This window comes from Hydrogenophaga sp. (genome assembly GCF_041633695.1).
GTDB lineage: Bacteria > Pseudomonadota > Gammaproteobacteria > Burkholderiales > Burkholderiaceae_C > Hydrogenophaga.
The window spans coordinates 1-15,052 of record NZ_JBFJMY010000058.1 but is presented as its reverse complement, the minus strand read 5'-3'; the positions used below and the strand labels follow the sequence as shown (position 1 = coordinate 15,052).

Annotated in this window: 15 protein-coding genes; 9 read left to right on the top strand and 6 right to left on the bottom strand. The window is 64.0% G+C overall.

From position 1 onward, the window contains the following. The 5 genes from ABYB95_RS05635 to ABYB95_RS05615 all read right to left on the bottom strand — a co-directional run. A partial coding sequence (locus ABYB95_RS05635) for a GntR family transcriptional regulator (RefSeq protein ID WP_372657483.1) occupies positions 1-271 on the bottom strand: 271 nt, incomplete at its 3' end. Positions 272-372: 101 nt separating this feature from the next. After that, a complete protein-coding gene (locus ABYB95_RS05630) occupies positions 373-1,266 on the bottom strand; it encodes an ABC transporter permease (RefSeq protein WP_372657482.1) in 894 nt (297 codons plus the stop codon). 142 nt (positions 1,267-1,408) lie between these two features. Beyond that, positions 1,409-2,329: an ABC transporter permease gene (locus tag ABYB95_RS05625; protein WP_372657481.1), complete on the bottom strand. Its 921-nt coding sequence runs from the start codon at positions 2,327-2,329 to the stop codon at positions 1,409-1,411. A gap of 55 nt (positions 2,330-2,384) precedes the next feature. Continuing rightward, on the bottom strand, positions 2,385-3,677 hold the full coding sequence (locus tag ABYB95_RS05620; RefSeq protein WP_372657480.1) for a PotD/PotF family extracellular solute-binding protein: 1,293 nt from the start codon (positions 3,675-3,677) through the stop codon (positions 2,385-2,387). 96 nt (positions 3,678-3,773) lie between these two features. Then, positions 3,774-4,799 carry an ABC transporter ATP-binding protein gene (locus tag ABYB95_RS05615; RefSeq protein ID WP_372657479.1) on the bottom strand — a complete coding sequence of 342 codons (1,026 nt, stop codon included), beginning with the start codon at positions 4,797-4,799 and terminating at the stop codon, positions 3,774-3,776. 204 nt (positions 4,800-5,003) lie between these two features. On the opposite strand from ABYB95_RS05615, the gene dapF reads away from it, so the two are divergent. The 5 genes from dapF to ABYB95_RS05590 all read left to right on the top strand — a co-directional run bounded on the left by dapF (position 5,004) and on the right by ABYB95_RS05590 (position 9,352). After that, positions 5,004-5,885 (top strand): diaminopimelate epimerase, encoded by an 882-nt coding sequence (dapF, locus tag ABYB95_RS05610; RefSeq protein ID WP_372657478.1) that lies wholly within the window; start codon positions 5,004-5,006, stop codon positions 5,883-5,885. A 26-nt stretch (positions 5,886-5,911) separates the two neighbouring features. Beyond that, positions 5,912-6,613: a DUF484 family protein gene (locus tag ABYB95_RS05605; RefSeq protein WP_372657477.1), complete on the top strand. Its 702-nt coding sequence runs from the start codon at positions 5,912-5,914 to the stop codon at positions 6,611-6,613. Positions 6,614-6,631: 18 nt separating this feature from the next. Next, the gene (locus ABYB95_RS05600; protein WP_372657476.1) at positions 6,632-7,657 is read left to right on the top strand and encodes a tyrosine recombinase XerC; all 1,026 of its coding nucleotides are present in this window, start codon (positions 6,632-6,634) and stop codon (positions 7,655-7,657) included. A 103-nt stretch (positions 7,658-7,760) separates the two neighbouring features. Then, entirely contained in the window at positions 7,761-8,195 is a 435-nt protein-coding gene (locus ABYB95_RS05595; RefSeq protein ID WP_372657474.1) for a DsrE family protein, read from the top strand. 110 nt (positions 8,196-8,305) lie between these two features. Further along, on the top strand, positions 8,306-9,352 hold the full coding sequence (locus tag ABYB95_RS05590; RefSeq protein ID WP_372657473.1) for a GTP-binding protein: 1,047 nt from the start codon (positions 8,306-8,308) through the stop codon (positions 9,350-9,352). 115 nt (positions 9,353-9,467) lie between these two features. Here the strand turns inward: ABYB95_RS05590 and ABYB95_RS05585 are convergent, their stop codons facing one another. Beyond that, positions 9,468-10,304: a hypothetical protein gene (locus ABYB95_RS05585; protein ID WP_372657472.1), complete on the bottom strand. Its 837-nt coding sequence runs from the start codon at positions 10,302-10,304 to the stop codon at positions 9,468-9,470. A gap of 13 nt (positions 10,305-10,317) precedes the next feature. On the opposite strand from ABYB95_RS05585, the gene dksA reads away from it, so the two are divergent. The 4 genes from dksA to hslU all read left to right on the top strand — a co-directional run bounded on the left by dksA (position 10,318) and on the right by hslU (position 14,803). Then, on the top strand, positions 10,318-10,800 hold the full coding sequence (dksA, locus tag ABYB95_RS05580) for an RNA polymerase-binding protein DksA (protein ID WP_372657471.1): 483 nt from the start codon (positions 10,318-10,320) through the stop codon (positions 10,798-10,800). Between the two features lie 43 nt (positions 10,801-10,843). Continuing rightward, on the top strand, positions 10,844-12,697 hold the full coding sequence (locus ABYB95_RS05575) for an STAS domain-containing protein (protein WP_372657470.1): 1,854 nt from the start codon (positions 10,844-10,846) through the stop codon (positions 12,695-12,697). A 101-nt stretch (positions 12,698-12,798) separates the two neighbouring features. Beyond that, positions 12,799-13,365, top strand: coding sequence for an ATP-dependent protease subunit HslV (gene hslV, locus ABYB95_RS05570; RefSeq protein WP_372657469.1), 567 nt, complete (start codon positions 12,799-12,801; stop codon positions 13,363-13,365). Between the two features lie 106 nt (positions 13,366-13,471). Next, on the top strand, positions 13,472-14,803 hold the full coding sequence (gene hslU / locus ABYB95_RS05565) for an ATP-dependent protease ATPase subunit HslU (RefSeq protein WP_372657468.1): 1,332 nt from the start codon (positions 13,472-13,474) through the stop codon (positions 14,801-14,803). Positions 14,804-15,052 lie beyond the last annotated feature (249 nt).

Below are 15,052 nucleotides of genomic sequence, written 5' to 3'. Positions count from 1 at the left end.
GCAGGTCGGCGGCGGTGGCCGACGCGACAAAACGCTCGACCAGGGTCGGCTCGATCAGGCGGCGGACCTCGAACACCTCGCGCGCTTCGCGCTCGCTGGGCTGCGCAATGGCCGCGCCCCGGTTGGGTGTGAGCGTCACCACTTTTTCGTTGGCCAAGCGCACCAGCACCGGCCGGATGCGGGTGCGTGAAACACCAAAAGCCTCGGCCAGCCGGTCTTCCACCAGCTTGGTGCCGGGTGGCAACTGGTGGTCCAGGATGGCGGACACCATGCGCTCGTAAATGCCGTTGTCCGACAGGGCCGCTGTATCGGACAAGGGTTTTGGCGTTGCCGCGCCGGTGCTCGGGTGTCTGCGTCGGGCAAGGCCTTCGGTCATGCCGCGCCCCGGGATTTTTGGCGGCGGCGCATCAGGGTGGCCAAGGCCACCGTGACGCCGATGACGGCAAACGACACCACGGTGGTGACTGTGCCCAGCGCGTAGATGGCGGGTGTGGTCACGGTGGATGTGAGGCCTTGCAACTCCAACGGCAAGGTGTTGACGTCGCCGATGGCCTGTGAGGTGCGGGCGATTTCGTCCCAGCTCAGGGTGAAGCCAAACATGCCCACGCCGACCACCGACGGGCCGATCAGCGGCAACACCACGTGGCGGAAGGTCTGCCAGGGCGTGGCGCCGAGGTCGCGCGCCGCTTCTTCGTACGCGGGGTTGAAGCGGTTGAACACCGCGAACATGATGAGCAGGCCGAACGGCAGCGTCCAGGTGAGGTGGGCACCCAAGGCCGAGCTGTACAGGCCCAGGGCGGTGCCGTAGGTTTCCAGCGTGCCGGTGGCGCCCACGGCTTGCAACAGCCACTTGATGCCGCCGTCGAGCAAACGGAACTGCAAGCCTATGCCCAGCGACACGATGATGGACGGCATGATCAGGCTGGCCACGGTGATGTAGAACAGCGCATTGCCGCCGCGCAGCTTTTTGCGGAACGCCAGGCCCGCGAGCACCGACAGCAGCACGGTGAGCAACATCACCACGGCACCCAGTGCCAGCGAGCGCAAAAAGGCCCCGCCAATGTCCACCGTGCCCAGGCCTTCGGCGAGTTGGCGGAACCAGTGCAGCGACAAGCCCCGCAGCGGAAAGGTCAGACCGCCTTCGGGACCCTGGAACGAGAGCACAAAGATGACGAACATGGGGCCGTACATGAACAGCACGAAGAGCGCGAACACCATGGCCAGCGGCCAGAAGCCTGGCGCGCGCGATTCTGTTGAATGTGACATGTTCAGTGCCCTCGTTTCAGCGCGGATGACTGCGTGCAGATGCTCCACCCAGGAACACCGCGGAACCGGCTTTGCCGGGCCGCTGGTGTTGCCCCCTTGAGGGGGTATGCGGCTACACGAAGTGAGCAAGCAACGGGGGTGGTCATAGTTCCTTCCGGATGTCGACGAGGCGTGTGAGTCCCCAGATGATCATCAGCACCACGGCCAGCAAGATCACCGCGTTGGCCGCGGCCAGCGGGAACTGCAGGTAGCTGGTCTGCACCTGGATGATCTTGCCCACCGAGGCGATTTGCTGGCCGCCCATCACGCCGATGGTGACGAAGTCGCCCATGACGATGGTGATGACGAAGATGGAGCCGATGATGATGCCGGTGCGTGAGAGCGGCACCACCACGTTCCACAGCGTCTGCCAGCCGCTGGCGCCGGCGTCGCTGGCGGCTTCGAGCAGGCTGCGGTCGATGCGCATCATGCTGTTGAAGATGGGCACGATCATGAACATGGTGTAGAGGTGCACAAAGGCCAGCACCACCGAGAAGTCGGAAAACAGCAGCCAGTCGATCGGCGTGTCGATCAGGCCGATGTTTTGCAGGCTCTGGTTGACCAGGCCATTGCGGCCCAGCAGCGGCACCCAGGAAATCATGCGGATCACGTTGGAGGTCCAGAACGGCACTGTGCACAGCACGAACAAGGCCGTCTGCATGCCGGGTGAGCGCACATGGAAGACCAGAAAATAGGCCACCGAAAAGCCCACCACCAGGGTGATCGCCCAGACCAGCAGGCAGAACTTCAGCGTGGACAGGTAGGTGGACAGCGTGACGCAGAAATCGCCAAAATCCGTGAGCCGGGAGCAGCCCTCAAAGATGCTCACGTAGTTGCGCAAGGTGAAGGTCGGGATCAGCTCGTACTCGTTGAAATCCCAGAAGCTGACCATCAGGATCAGCCCCAGCGGGATCAGAAAGAACAGCACAAACACCAGCGTGAAAGGCGCGGCCTGCCACCAGGCCGCAACGCTGCGGTTGGGGCTGTCGGAGACAGGAGCTGTGGTGGTGGATGTGCTGCTCATGGAAATACCCGTCAGAGGAATGAACCGAAAACCCTTCCGGCGCGGGGGGAGGCTTTCAGGCCGCTACAAACTCATTCCACTTGCGCACCATGTACTCGTTCTCGTCCATCACCGCGTTCCAGCAGGCGATGCCGCCCATGCGCGCTTCGTAGCTGCCGCCGTCGCGCACTTCGCCGGCCTTGGCCAGCACGTCACCGGTGGGGCTCTTGATGTCTTTGGCGGCGGGCTTGCCTTCCATCCAGTAGGCCCATTCGTAGGCTTCCATCTGGGCTTTGGCGGTGTCGAGCACGGCGCTGTAATAGCCCTGGCGGTTCAGGTAGGCACCGGCCCAGCCGTCCAGGAACCAGTTGATGAATTCGTAGGCACCGTCGAGCTTGCGACCCGAGAGCGTGGCGGGCAGGCCGAAGCCGGCGGCCCAGGCGCGGTAGCCTTCTTTCAGCGGCTGGAAGTTGCAGGCAATGCCTTTGGTGCGCACAGCGGTCACCGCCGGGCTCCACATGGACTGGATCACCACCTCGCCCGAGGCCATGAGGTTGACCGACTCGTTGAAGTCTTTCCAGAGCGCGCGGAACTGGCCGGCCTTCTTGGCTTCGATCAAGGTCTTGATGGTGAGATCGATCTCGGCCTTGGTCATGTTGCCCTTGTCGGGGTACTTGTAGAGACCCATGGCCTCCACCACCATCGCCGCGTCCATGATGCCGATGCTCGGGATGTTGAGAATGGCCGCCTTGCCCTTGAATTCGGGGTTCAACAGTTCGGCCCAGGAACCGATGGGGCGCTTGATCAGATCGGGGCGGATGCCCAGCGTGTCGGCGTTGTACACCGTGGGGATCAGGCTCATGAACTGGGTTGGGGTCTTGGCAAACACCTTGCTCTTTTCGCCTTCCAGAAAGATCACTTTCTTGGGGGCCGTACCCTGGTCGCCCACGGTTTTCCCGGCCACCGAACCCGAGGTGAACAGCGGCGTGATCTTGTCGGCGTTCTTGATGCGCTTGGTGTCGATGCCCTTCAAGTTGCCGGTGGGCACGATTTTCTTGAGCGAGAAATATTCGGTGTCGATCAGGTCGAAGCTGTTGGGCGCGGTCACCGCGCGTTTGGTCACGTCGTCGGTGGTCACGGCCACGTACTGGATCTTGATGCCGGTGTCTTTTTCAAACTTCTCTGCAATGGTCTTGTCCTGGTTCACCGCGGTGCCCAGGTAGCGCAGCACGATCTTGTCTTGCGCATGCACGGCGGGTGCCAGGCCGCTGGCCAGAATGCCCGCCATGCCGGCGGTGCCTTGCAGCAGGCTGCGGCGCGAGAGGCCGGTGGTGGCGAAGTCGGGGGTGGGTTCAAGCGTATCGGACATGGTGAAGCTCCTGTGGGTGTGGGGTGGAAGTCGGGAGGCAGGAAAAAAGAACAGAGATCGAGAGCACGGGAAGGGGCTTGAACGCGGTGGCCGTTGTCAGGCGGCCACCAGGTCGAGCGGAAATCTGTGGGCTTGGTCGGGCTTCCATGTGAGGCCGACGCGGTCGCCCGGCGCGTAAGGGTTTTGCACGAAGCTGGCTTCGGACAGCATCACCGACACGCTGTCTGCCGTGGCTTCGCTGTCCAGCCGCAGGGCCAGCAGCACATAGCTGCCCTGGTACTCCACGTCGCGCACCGTGGCGGGCCAGCTCGCACCGCTGTCCAGGGGGGTCAGTTGGATGTGGTCGTTGCGCACCGCCACCCGGCCGTGGGAGGTGTTCAACACGTTGTGCCCGCCCATGAAACGGGCCACGAATTCGCTGGCCGGGCGGTTGTAGATGGCGTGGGGCGAACCCATTTGCTCGATGCGCCCCTGGTTCATCACCACCATGGTGTCGGCCAGTGCCATCGCCTCTTCTTGCGAATGGGTCACGTGGATGAAGGTCAGGCCCAGTTCTTTTTGCCAGTGGCGCAGCTCGGCGCGCATTTGTATGCGCAAAAAGGGGTCGAGCGCGGACAGCGGTTCGTCGAGCAGCAGCACACGCGGCTGGGTGATGAGCGCGCGCGCCAGGGCCACGCGCTGCTGCTGGCCGCCCGAGAGTTCGCTGGGCAGGCGTTGCGCCAGGTGGCCCATGGCCACGCGCTCCAGCAGTTCTTGCGCGCGCTTTTGGCGCTCGGTTTTGTCCACACCCTTCATCTGGAGGCTGAAGGCCACGTTGTCCAGCGCAGACAGGTGCGGGAACAGCGCAAAGCTCTGGAACATCATGGCGGTGCCACGCTCGGCGGCGGGCAAGTCGGTGATGTTGCGGTTTTCCAGCAGGATGTCGCCGCTGCTCGTGCTTTCGTGGCCGGCGATCATGCGCAAGGTGGTGCTCTTGCCGCAGCCCGATGGCCCCAGTAGGCAGCAGTAGCTGTTGCTCGCCACCCGCAGGTTGATGTGGTCCACCGCCACGCTGCCCCCGGCAAAACGCTTGGTCAGGGCAACCAGTTCGATGGCGGCTGGCGAAAGGGTATGGGCTTGCATGCGAACAGCTACGCATAAGCTGTGCCAAGCGGTTTGTACGCAAATCGCCACAGATTGTGTACAAAGTTGCACAGATATTGTGCGCAGAGTGCGGGTGTCGGGGCTGGCGTGCACAGGGAAAGCGCATGGCACCGATGTGATGCGCACCCGGATGTGTCGGCACCGTGCACCGTTGCGCACCGATGTGGACGGATAATCCCTTGCATGCGTATCCGATTCACCAAAATGCAGGGAGCGGGCAACGACTTTGTCGTGCTCGACGAAACCCGTGGCCGCCTGGGTCTGAGCACGGCGCAATACCGCTGGCTGGCCGATCGGCATTTCGGCATTGGCGCCGACCAGATATTGAGCGTGCGGCCCTCGCCCGGTGAAGGGCTGGATTTTGCGTACGCGATCCACAACGCCGACGGCGGCGAGGTCGAGCACTGCGGCAATGGCGCACGCTGTTTTGTGCGCTATGTGCATGAAAAAGGTCTGAGCGAGCGCAACCCACTGCGGGTGCAGGTCAAGAACGGCGTGCTGGAGCTGCGCCGGCACAGCGATGGCCGCGTCACCGTGGACATGGGCGCGCCGGTGTTCGAGCTGGACCGCGTGCCTTTTGATGCAACTGGCCCGGCGGCGGTGCCCATGGCCGGCTTTGAGCGCTGGCCGCTGGCGCTGGCTGGCGCCGAGGCGCCCATCGTCTGGCTGTCGGTGCTGTCCATGGGCAATCCCCATGCCGTGCTGCTGGTGGACGACGTGGACACCGCGCCGGTGGCTCTCTGGGGCCCGTTGATCGAGAGCCATGTGCGGTTTCCCCAGCGCGTGAACGCGGGTTTCCTGCAGGTGGTGAACCGCGGTGAAGTGCGTTTGCGGGTCTACGAGCGCGGCGCTGGCGAAACCCTGGCCTGTGGCACCGGCGCTTGCGCGGCGGTGGTGGCGGGTGTGCGCCTGGGCCTGCTGGACGAACGGGTGGACGTGCACACCCACGGCGGCGTGCTGAGCATCGAATGGCAGGACAACGCCACCCACAACGCACCGGTTCTGATGACCGGCCCGGCCACCACCGTTTTCGACGGCGAGGTCGAAGTGCCCGAACTGGGCTGAACCGCTGAACGCAACAACCGCAAGACATGAACGACCAAAACATCCCGCCCATCACCGAAGACGACATCGCCAACTACCTGGCCAACACCCCCGATTTTTTTGAGCGCCATGCCAGCTTGCTGGCCGCGGTACAGCTCACCAGCCCACACGGCAACCGGGCGGTGAGCTTGCAGGAGCGGCAGGCCGAGATGTTGCGCGAGAAAATTCGGGGCCTGGAACTCAAGGCGGCCGACATGATCCGCCACGGCAACGACAACAGCGTCATTGCCGACAAGTTGCAGCGCTGGACCCGCGCGCTCTTGCTCACCCGCGAAGCCCGCGCCTTGCCCGCCGTGGTGGCGCACGAGGTGGAAACCCAATTTCTGGTGCCGCAGGTGGCGATCAAGGTCTGGGGCGTGGCGCCCGAATTTCTGGGCGAAGCCTTTGCCCAGGGGGCCAGCGACGACGTGCAGGCGTTTGCTTCGTCGCTGGTGCAGCCGTATTGCGGCGCCAACCCCGGCCTGGAGGCGAGCCAATGGCTGGGCGACCCGGTGGCGGCCGCCTCACTGGCCCTGATCCCGTTGCGCGCGGGCCTGGCACCCGAAGCGTTTGGCCTGCTGGTGCTGGCCTCGCCCGACGAGAAACGCTTCGGGCCCGACATGGGCACCGAATTCCTGGAACGCATTGGCGAGCTGAGCAGCGCCGCGCTGTCCCGCCTGCGCCCCGTGGTGCCCGCTGCCACGGCTTGACCGCACGCAGGTGCCGGTGTGACCGCGTCTTCGCCCGCACCCCAGCCGCCCGATAGCGACGCCGCACTGGTGCGTGCCTACCTGGAGCACGTGCGGGTGGAAAAACGCCTGGCCGAGCGCACCGTGGTTTTGTACACCGGCGATCTGGAGAAACTGTGCGCCCAGGCGCAAACGGTACCGGTGGCCTTGCGCGAGGTGCAGAACCACCACCTGCGGCGCTGGGTGGCGCAGATGCACGGCGCTGGCCGCAGCGCGCGCGGCATCGCACTCATTCTTTCGGGCTGGCGCGGGTTTTATGTCTGGCTGGGGCGCCAGGGGTTGATCGGCCACAACCCGGTACAAGACGTGCGTGCACCCAAGGCGGGCAAACCGCTGCCCAAGGCCCTGGGCGTGGACGAATCGGTTCAACTGGCCGCCCATGTGGAGGCCGCCGACGACCCGGTGCGGGAGGCGCGCGACCGCTGCTTCACCGAACTGCTTTACGGCTGTGGCCTACGCATTGGCGAGCTGGTGGGGCTGGACGTGGCGGCGAGCGTGCAAGCGCGTGGCTGGATCGACGCCCAGGCGGGCGAGGCCCATGTGCTGGGCAAAGGCGCCAAGCGCCGCAGCGTGCCGGTGGGGCGCGCGGCTTTGCAGGCGCTGGCCGCCTGGTTGGTGCAGCGCAGCGCCTGGGCCGGTGAAGACGCAGCCTTGTTCATCGGCACGCGCGGGCAGCGCTTGACGCCGCAACACATACGCGTGCGGCTCAAACGGCGGTCTTTGTTGGCGGGACTGGCCACGCCCGTGCATCCGCACATGTTGCGCCATTCGTTTGCCAGCCATGTGCTGCAGTCCAGCGGCGACTTGCGCGCGGTGCAGGAACTGCTCGGCCACGCCAGTATCAGCACCACCCAGGTCTATACCCGGCTGGATTTCCAGCACCTGGCCCAGGTGTACGACGCGGCCCACCCCCGGGCGCACGCGCAAAAAGGGGGCCGCAAGCCGCCGGCCCAGGCGGTGGATGTGCCGCTCCCGGCCGGCAACAAGCGCTCAGACAAAACCTGACGCCCCCAGTGGCCCTGACCCCAGCCCCAGGGTCGCATTCCCTGTAGCATCGAGCAGGGCTTGGGATGAGCGGGTCATGCCCCAGCCCCATTCAGGAGTTCTCATGTCCAAATTGTTTGCCGCTCTGAAGACCCTGCTGCTCGCCGCCGTGATGGCGGGCTCTGTGCAGGCCCAGACCACACCTGCGATCAAGGTGGTTTACCACCTGAGCGAAGGCCAGGCACAGGCGTCGCGCGCCATGTACAACATCCGCAACCACCTGGACGCCGACCCCTCGGTCAAGATCGTGGTGGTGACCCACAACGAAGGCGTCGATTTTCTGCTCGAAGGCGCCAAGACCGACTCGGGCGCCTTGTTTGCAGGCGCCATCGGCGATTTGGCGACCAAGGGTGTGGAGTTCCGGGTCTGCAACAACACCTTGGTGGGGCGCAACATCGACCCCGCCAAAGTGGCGCTGGAAGCCACGGTCGTGCCGTCCGGTGTGGCCGAAGTGGCCCGGTTGCAGGCGCGCGAAGGCTATGTCTATCTGAAGCCCTGAACCCCGGGCCAGAACCCCGACCTGAACAGGCCCGCCCTGCCGCAGGTCATGCACCGGTCGCGCAGGTGGCATACACTCTTTGGCTGTTTTCACCGTCCGTACCGTTTGCCATGCCACTCATTCCCGCCACCATCCTCACCGGCTTTCTCGGTTCCGGGAAAACCACCTTGCTCAAGCGCGTCCTGTCCGAAGCACACGGCCAGAAAATCGCGGTGGTGGAAAACGAGTTCGGTGAAGAGAACATCGACAGCGACATCCTGGTGTCGGACACCACCGAAAACATCATCCAGATGAGCAACGGCTGCATCTGCTGCACCATCCGCGACGATCTGCGCGCCACCTTGCAAGATCTGGCGACCAAAAAGCGCAAGGGCGAACTGGATTTTGACCGGGTGGTGATCGAAACCACGGGCCTGGCCGATCCGGGTCCGGTGGCGCAAACCTTTTTCATGGACGACGAGGTGGCTGAGCAATACCTGCTCGACTCCATCCTGACCCTGGTGGATGCCAAACACGCCCAGACCCAGCTCGACGACCGGCAGGAAGCGCGCCGCCAGGTGGGTTTCGCCGACCAGATCTTCATCAGCAAGGCCGATCTGGTGGACGCCGAAGCGCTGGCCGCGCTCACCCACCGACTCAAGCACATGAACCCGCGCGCGCCCATGCGGCCGGTGCATTTCGGGGAAGTGGCGCTCAGCGAGGTGTTCGACCTGCGCGGCTTCAACCTCAATGCCAAGCTCGACATCGATCCGGACTTCCTGAAGGAAGAGGACGAACACGATCACCACGACCACGACCACGACCACGGTGAGCATTGCGACCATCCCTCGCACCAGCACGGACACCACCACCATCACGACGACGATGTGAAAAGCTTCGTCTACCGGGCCACCCGACCGTTCAACCCCGCCAAGCTGGAAGATTTTCTGGGTGCGGTGGTGCAGGTCTATGGCCCCCGCATGCTGCGCTACAAAGGGGTGCTGAACATGGAAGGCACCGAGAGAAAAGTCATTTTTCAGGGCGTGCACCAACTCATGGGCAGCGATCTGGGTCCGGCCTGGGCGGCCGACGAGCCTCGCGTGAGCAAAATGGTCTTCATTGGCCTGGATTTGCCGCGCGACATCCTGGTCCAGGGACTGGACCAGGCCCTGGTGTGAAGCGATCCCCGAGGTAGAGGTGCGCTGAACAGAATGGACCGTGCCGTTTGTCTCGCTTCTCCAACGCCTGGGCTTTCGCTCTGGCGAAGAAATGCGGCCAACCGGGCCCGCGTCGTTACAATCGCGCCCGAAGCCGACTTCCCGACCCGTGTCGAGGCGATCTGTCAGCTCCGTGCTGACGGCCCGCCGAAGTCTGGCCGTATTGGGGGTATAACAACGGACAAGCCGGCGCAGCCGGTGCTTGGAGCCGCCGCAGACCGGGGTGTATCCCCGGTAGCACCCCGCTCCAAGAGCTCGTATCGTCAGGCACCAAGAGGAGACCCGTTGTGAAAGTCCCGGCCACCAGGTCAACCCAAGCGAAAAAGTCGGCTCCGGCAGCGGCAAAAAAGAGCGTGGGCGCGGCAAAATCCGGCGGTTCTGCGCGCGCTGTGGTCGCGGCCAAAAAACCGGTGAAAGCCCCTGTGGTCAAATCTGTGGCCAAAACCAGCTCCAAGGTGGTCGCGAAAGCGCCCATCGCCAGCAAAGTTGCAGCGCCCAAGTCCGCTGCCAAATCGGCGCCGAAGAAATCCGTCGCTGCCACCCCGATCAAAAAAGCCTTGCCTGCCAAGAGCCCGACCAAGGGTGCCAAGCAGGCTGTCGTAAAAGCACCGGCCAGCACCGCCACCAAGAAGCCGATGACACCCACGACATCCCCCACCAAATCCACTCTTCCAGCCAAATCCAAAACCGCTCCGGTTGCGGCCAAGGGCGCGGGAGCCACCAGCGCTGCAAGCGCCGCGTCCACACCTGTGCCGAAAGCGCCGAAACCGACGGCACGCGCCATCGTGGTCGAGCCCACCCCACGCCCCATGGGCAAACGGGCGGCCAAAAAGGTGATGATGGAGCAGATGACGCAAGCAGAGGTGGTGCCCACCCATGCGCCCGATGCCGCCAAGGCTACTTTTTCCAACATGAATGAACGTTTAATGTCCCCCCCCGTGCCGTCCTCCATCCACAAGGATCCCAAGCGGGCCAACAACTGGAAAAGCCTGTCGGTCGAACAGTTGACCGACCAGGACGTCCAGGCCATGCCGGACAGCGAGTACATGAACGAAGTCCAGCTGGCCTTCTTTCGGCGCAAGCTGTCGCTGCTCAAGGCCGACATGCTGGCCAATGCCGGCGAAACCACCGAGCACCTGCGCGAAGACACGGTGGTGGTGCCCGATCCGGCGGACCGCGCCACGATCGAAGAAGAGCACGCGCTGGAGTTGCGTACCCGGGACCGCGAGCGCAAGTTGCTGAAGAAAATCGGTCAGGCCATTGCCCGCATCGACTCGGGTGAATACGGGTATTGCGACGAAACCGGTGAACCCATTGGTGTGGGCCGCTTGATGGCGCGCCCCACAGCGAACCTCTCCTTGGAGGCGCAGCAACGGCGTGAGCTGAAACAGAAAATGTTCGGAGATTGAGCGGTCTTCGGCTATTGGCCCACCACGCCCGGTACTGACACCCATGTCCAAGGACGATTCCAGCGGCGGCTTCCTGTCCAAGGTGGCCAAGTTCGTTCGTCATCCCACCACCAGCTGGTCCGATCTGGACACGCGGACGGCCGACCGCGAAAGCGAATACAGCAAGCAAGCGCTCAAGGAGATGATCGAGCGCAAGCGCCGCAACGATTTCGTGCGCAAGCGCGAATTCGACATGTTGCGCAAGATCCGCAGCCGGGAGTCGTCCGACGGGGATGGGCCGGGCATGCGACCTTCTTTCTTCCAGAGCAGCCTGCCGTCCAAGCCGGACGACCGGGCCATGACGCTCAAGAAGATCGACGAGATCGAAGCCCAGATGTCCATGCAGTGGTGGAAGACCAAAGGGCCCGACTCCATGTCCGTGTCGGGCTCGACGTCGGGCGCCGGTCTGTCGACCGGGGGGCAAGGCGCGCTGGACGCCAAGGCGTCCGGTGTGGCACAAAAGCCCGGCGAGCGCCAGGAGGCGCGGCAACGTGTCGCCCAGTACGACGAAACAGAAGCTGCGCCGCTGGTGCCCGACGAAGAGCCGGAGCGCCCCAAGGCCGCCGTTCGATCGCCATTGCCTGCTGCGCGTGCCCAGCAACCGGCCGCAGGTCCACGCGAGCTGGAGTTGGCCGGAAAATCACCGACCAGTGTTTCACCGAACGTGCGCACGGGTCTCATGACGCCCACCGCGCCGGGTGCGCTCAGCGGCCCGAACTCGGTGTTCTCCGCGTCCCATTTTTTTGCGCTCGATGTCCAGGACTTCGCCCAAGACCCCGAGGTCGAAGAAGCGGCGATCCGGTTTGCCAACGGCGACGACAAAGGCGCTGAGCAGGGCTTGCTCGACACCCTGGGAGAGGGTGATGCCCGGGTCAACCTCCAAGAAGATTGGTTGGCCCTGTTCGATTTGTACCGCGCAACAAGCCAGATGGCGCCCTTCGAGAGTCGCGCGGTGGACTTTGTGAACCGGTTCGGCCGATCGGCGCCGCAGTGGTACGACATGCCCCAGGCGGTCTCCAGCAAATCGGGCAAAACCTACAGGCCCATGACCAGCCCCAGCCAGGCGGCTTGGGCCTGTGAGCCCGAGCTGGACGCGCACGCCGTGGGCACCTTGCAAAGTGTGCTGTCGCGCGCCAAACAACCCTGGGTGCTGGACTGGTCCTTGGTCGAGTCCATCGACGTCAAAGCCGCTCGTGCCTTGCTGGGCATTCTGACGCTGTGGGGCGATCAGGATGTGGATTTGCGCTTTCTGGGTTCGGGCCGCTTGCGCGAAGTGCTCAAGTCCCAGACACCGTCCGGGCGCCGGGACGTGGAGCAGCTCTGGTGGGAGCTGCGCATGGCGATGCTGCGCATCATGAACCGGCCCGACGAGTTCGAGCTCACCGCCCTGGATTTCTGCGTCACCTACGAGGTATCGCCGCCTGGGTGGGAGAAGCCGCTGTGCCATTTCCACCCCTTGACCGCCGAAAAACAGTCGGGTTCGGGGCAGTCCGTGTTGGGCGAGGCCGTGATGGAGCAGGTCGCTTCCGGGTACCCGGTCGATTCTTCGCTGGACGGTGCCAACTCGGAGTTCAGCCAACTGGGGCTGGTGGAACTGGCGGGCGAAATCCGTGGTGATCCGCAGGCCACGCTCGAAACCCTGGAGCAGCGCATCAAAGGGGCCGACGTGCTCATCATTTCCTGCCGGAATCTGATCCGGGTGGATTTTTCTGCGGCAGGCACCTTGCTCAACTGGGTCTCGGGCCACCATGCCCAGGGCCGCACAGTCCAGTTCGTGGATGCACACCGGCTGGTCTCGGCGTTTTTCAACGTCATCGGCATCACCGAATACGCCAAGGTCGTGGTCCGCAACGACTGAGGTGGGCTGCGTCGGCCAAGGGGGCTCGGATGTCACAATGGCTGACATCTGCCACCGGCCCGGCGCTTGCGTTCGGGCCTTTCGTCCCCACGTACTACCGCATGGAATCTTTTCACGGAACCACCATTGTCTGCGTGCGCAGACCGACCGAAAACGGGGTCCAGGTTGCCATCGGCGGCGATGGCCAAGTCACCCTGGGACACATCGTGGTCAAGGGCACGGCGCGCAAAGTCCGCAAGCTCTACAACGATCGGGTACTGGCCGGTTTTGCCGGCGCCACGGCCGACGCTTTCACCCTGTTCGAACGCTTTGAAGCCAAGCTGGAAAAACACCAGGGGCACCTGGTGCGCGCCGCGATCGAACTGACCCGGGACTGGCGCACCGACCGGGTGCTGCGACGGCTCGAGGCCATGCTGGCCGTGGCCGACCACAGCGCCTCACTGATCATCACCGGCAACGGCGACGTGCTGGAGCCCGAACACGGCATTGTGGCGATCGGGTCTGGCGGCGCCTACGCCCAGGCGGCCGCCAAGGCACTGCTCGACAACACGGAGCTGAGTGCCGAAGACATCGTGCGCCGTTCGCTGGCGATCGCGGGCGAGCTCTGCATTTACACCAATATGAACCACACGGTCGAGGTGTTATCCCCGACCGCGCCCACCCCATGATGGTGGCGCTGCCGACCCTGACCGATACGTTCGGCGGTGGTTGGCGCAGCGCACCAGAAGGCCGTTGCGCGCGGCGGCCCAACCATCCACCATTCCGATAAAGCCCATGTCCTCCATGACCCCCCAGGAGATCGTGTCCGAACTGGACCGTTTCATCATCGGCCAGAAGGGCGCCAAACGCGCCGTGGCCATAGCCTTGCGCAACCGTTGGCGCCGCCAGCAGGTGGATGAAAAGCTGCGACCCGAAATCACGCCCAAGAACATTCTGATGATCGGCCCCACCGGCGTGGGCAAGACCGAAATCGCGCGCCGCCTGGCCAAGCTGGCCGATGCGCCTTTCATCAAGGTGGAGGCCACCAAGTTCACCGAAGTGGGGTACGTGGGCAAGGATGTGGATGCCATCATCCGGGACCTGGCCGATATCGCCGTGAAGCAGACCCGCGAAGCGGCCATGCGCATGCAGCGCACCCGTGCCGAGGATGCGGCGGAAGAGCGGATTCTGGACATCCTGATCCCGCCGCCGCGCCAACAGGACGGTGCGGGCGTGGTCGCCACGACCGAGAGCACTGCGCGGCAGACCTTTCGCAAGAAGTTGCGCGAAGGCTTGCTGGACGAGCGTGAGATCGAGGTCGATCTGCTCGAGTCCGCCCCCGCCATGGAGATCATGGGGCCGGCGGGCATGGAAGGCATGGCCGAGCAGCTGAAAGACATGTTCAGCCACATGGGCCAGGGCAAGCGCAAGACCCGCAAACTCAAGATCGGCGAGGCCATGAAGTTGCTCACCGAGGAGGAGGCGGGCAAGCTGGTCAACGAGGACGAGATCAAGACCCAGGCGCTGCACAACGCCGAGCAAAACGGCATCGTGTTCATCGACGAGCTCGACAAAGTGGCTTCCCGCAACGACTCGGGCGGCGCGGAGGTTTCGCGCCAGGGGGTGCAGCGCGATCTGCTGCCGCTGGTGGAAGGCACCACGGTGTCGACCAAATACGGCATGGTGAAAACCGACCACATGCTGTTCATTGCCAGTGGCGCGTTCCACCTCGCCAAACCCAGCGACCTGATCCCCGAGTTGCAGGGGCGCTTTCCGATCCGCGTCGAACTGCAATCGCTGTCGGTGGACGACTTCGAGGCCATCCTGACGCAAACCCATGCCTCGCTGGTGCGCCAGTACCAGGCGCTGCTGGCAACCGAAGGTGTCACGCTCGAATTTCCGCAAGAGGGCATACGCCGCTTGGCGCAGATCGCCTGCGACGTGAACGAACGCACCGAAAACATCGGGGCGCGCCGCTTGGCCACGGTGATGGAGCATTTGCTGGACGAAGTGAGCTTTGATGCCACCCGCTTGCAAGGGCAGACCATCACGATGGATGCGGCCTACGTGGATGCCCGACTGGGCGAGCTGAGCCGCAACGAGGACTTGTCTCGCTACATTCTTTGAAGCGAGGTTTTTCGCAGGTGCTGGGCTGAGGTCCTGAGGCCCGTTTTCTCCCTCAACTCTGTGTGGACGCCGACGATAAACCTTGTAGGCAGGCCCTGAAGCGGGCCGGTCCGGGTGTTTCGTGGCCACCGGGGTTTCCCATGGCGTGTTCTGCGTTGCACCTTTCGGGTAGTCAACGGAGAAAACATGAGACAACTCAGCGATCTGACGGTGGTGGCGCGCATGGCTGCAGGATTCGGTGCCCTCGTC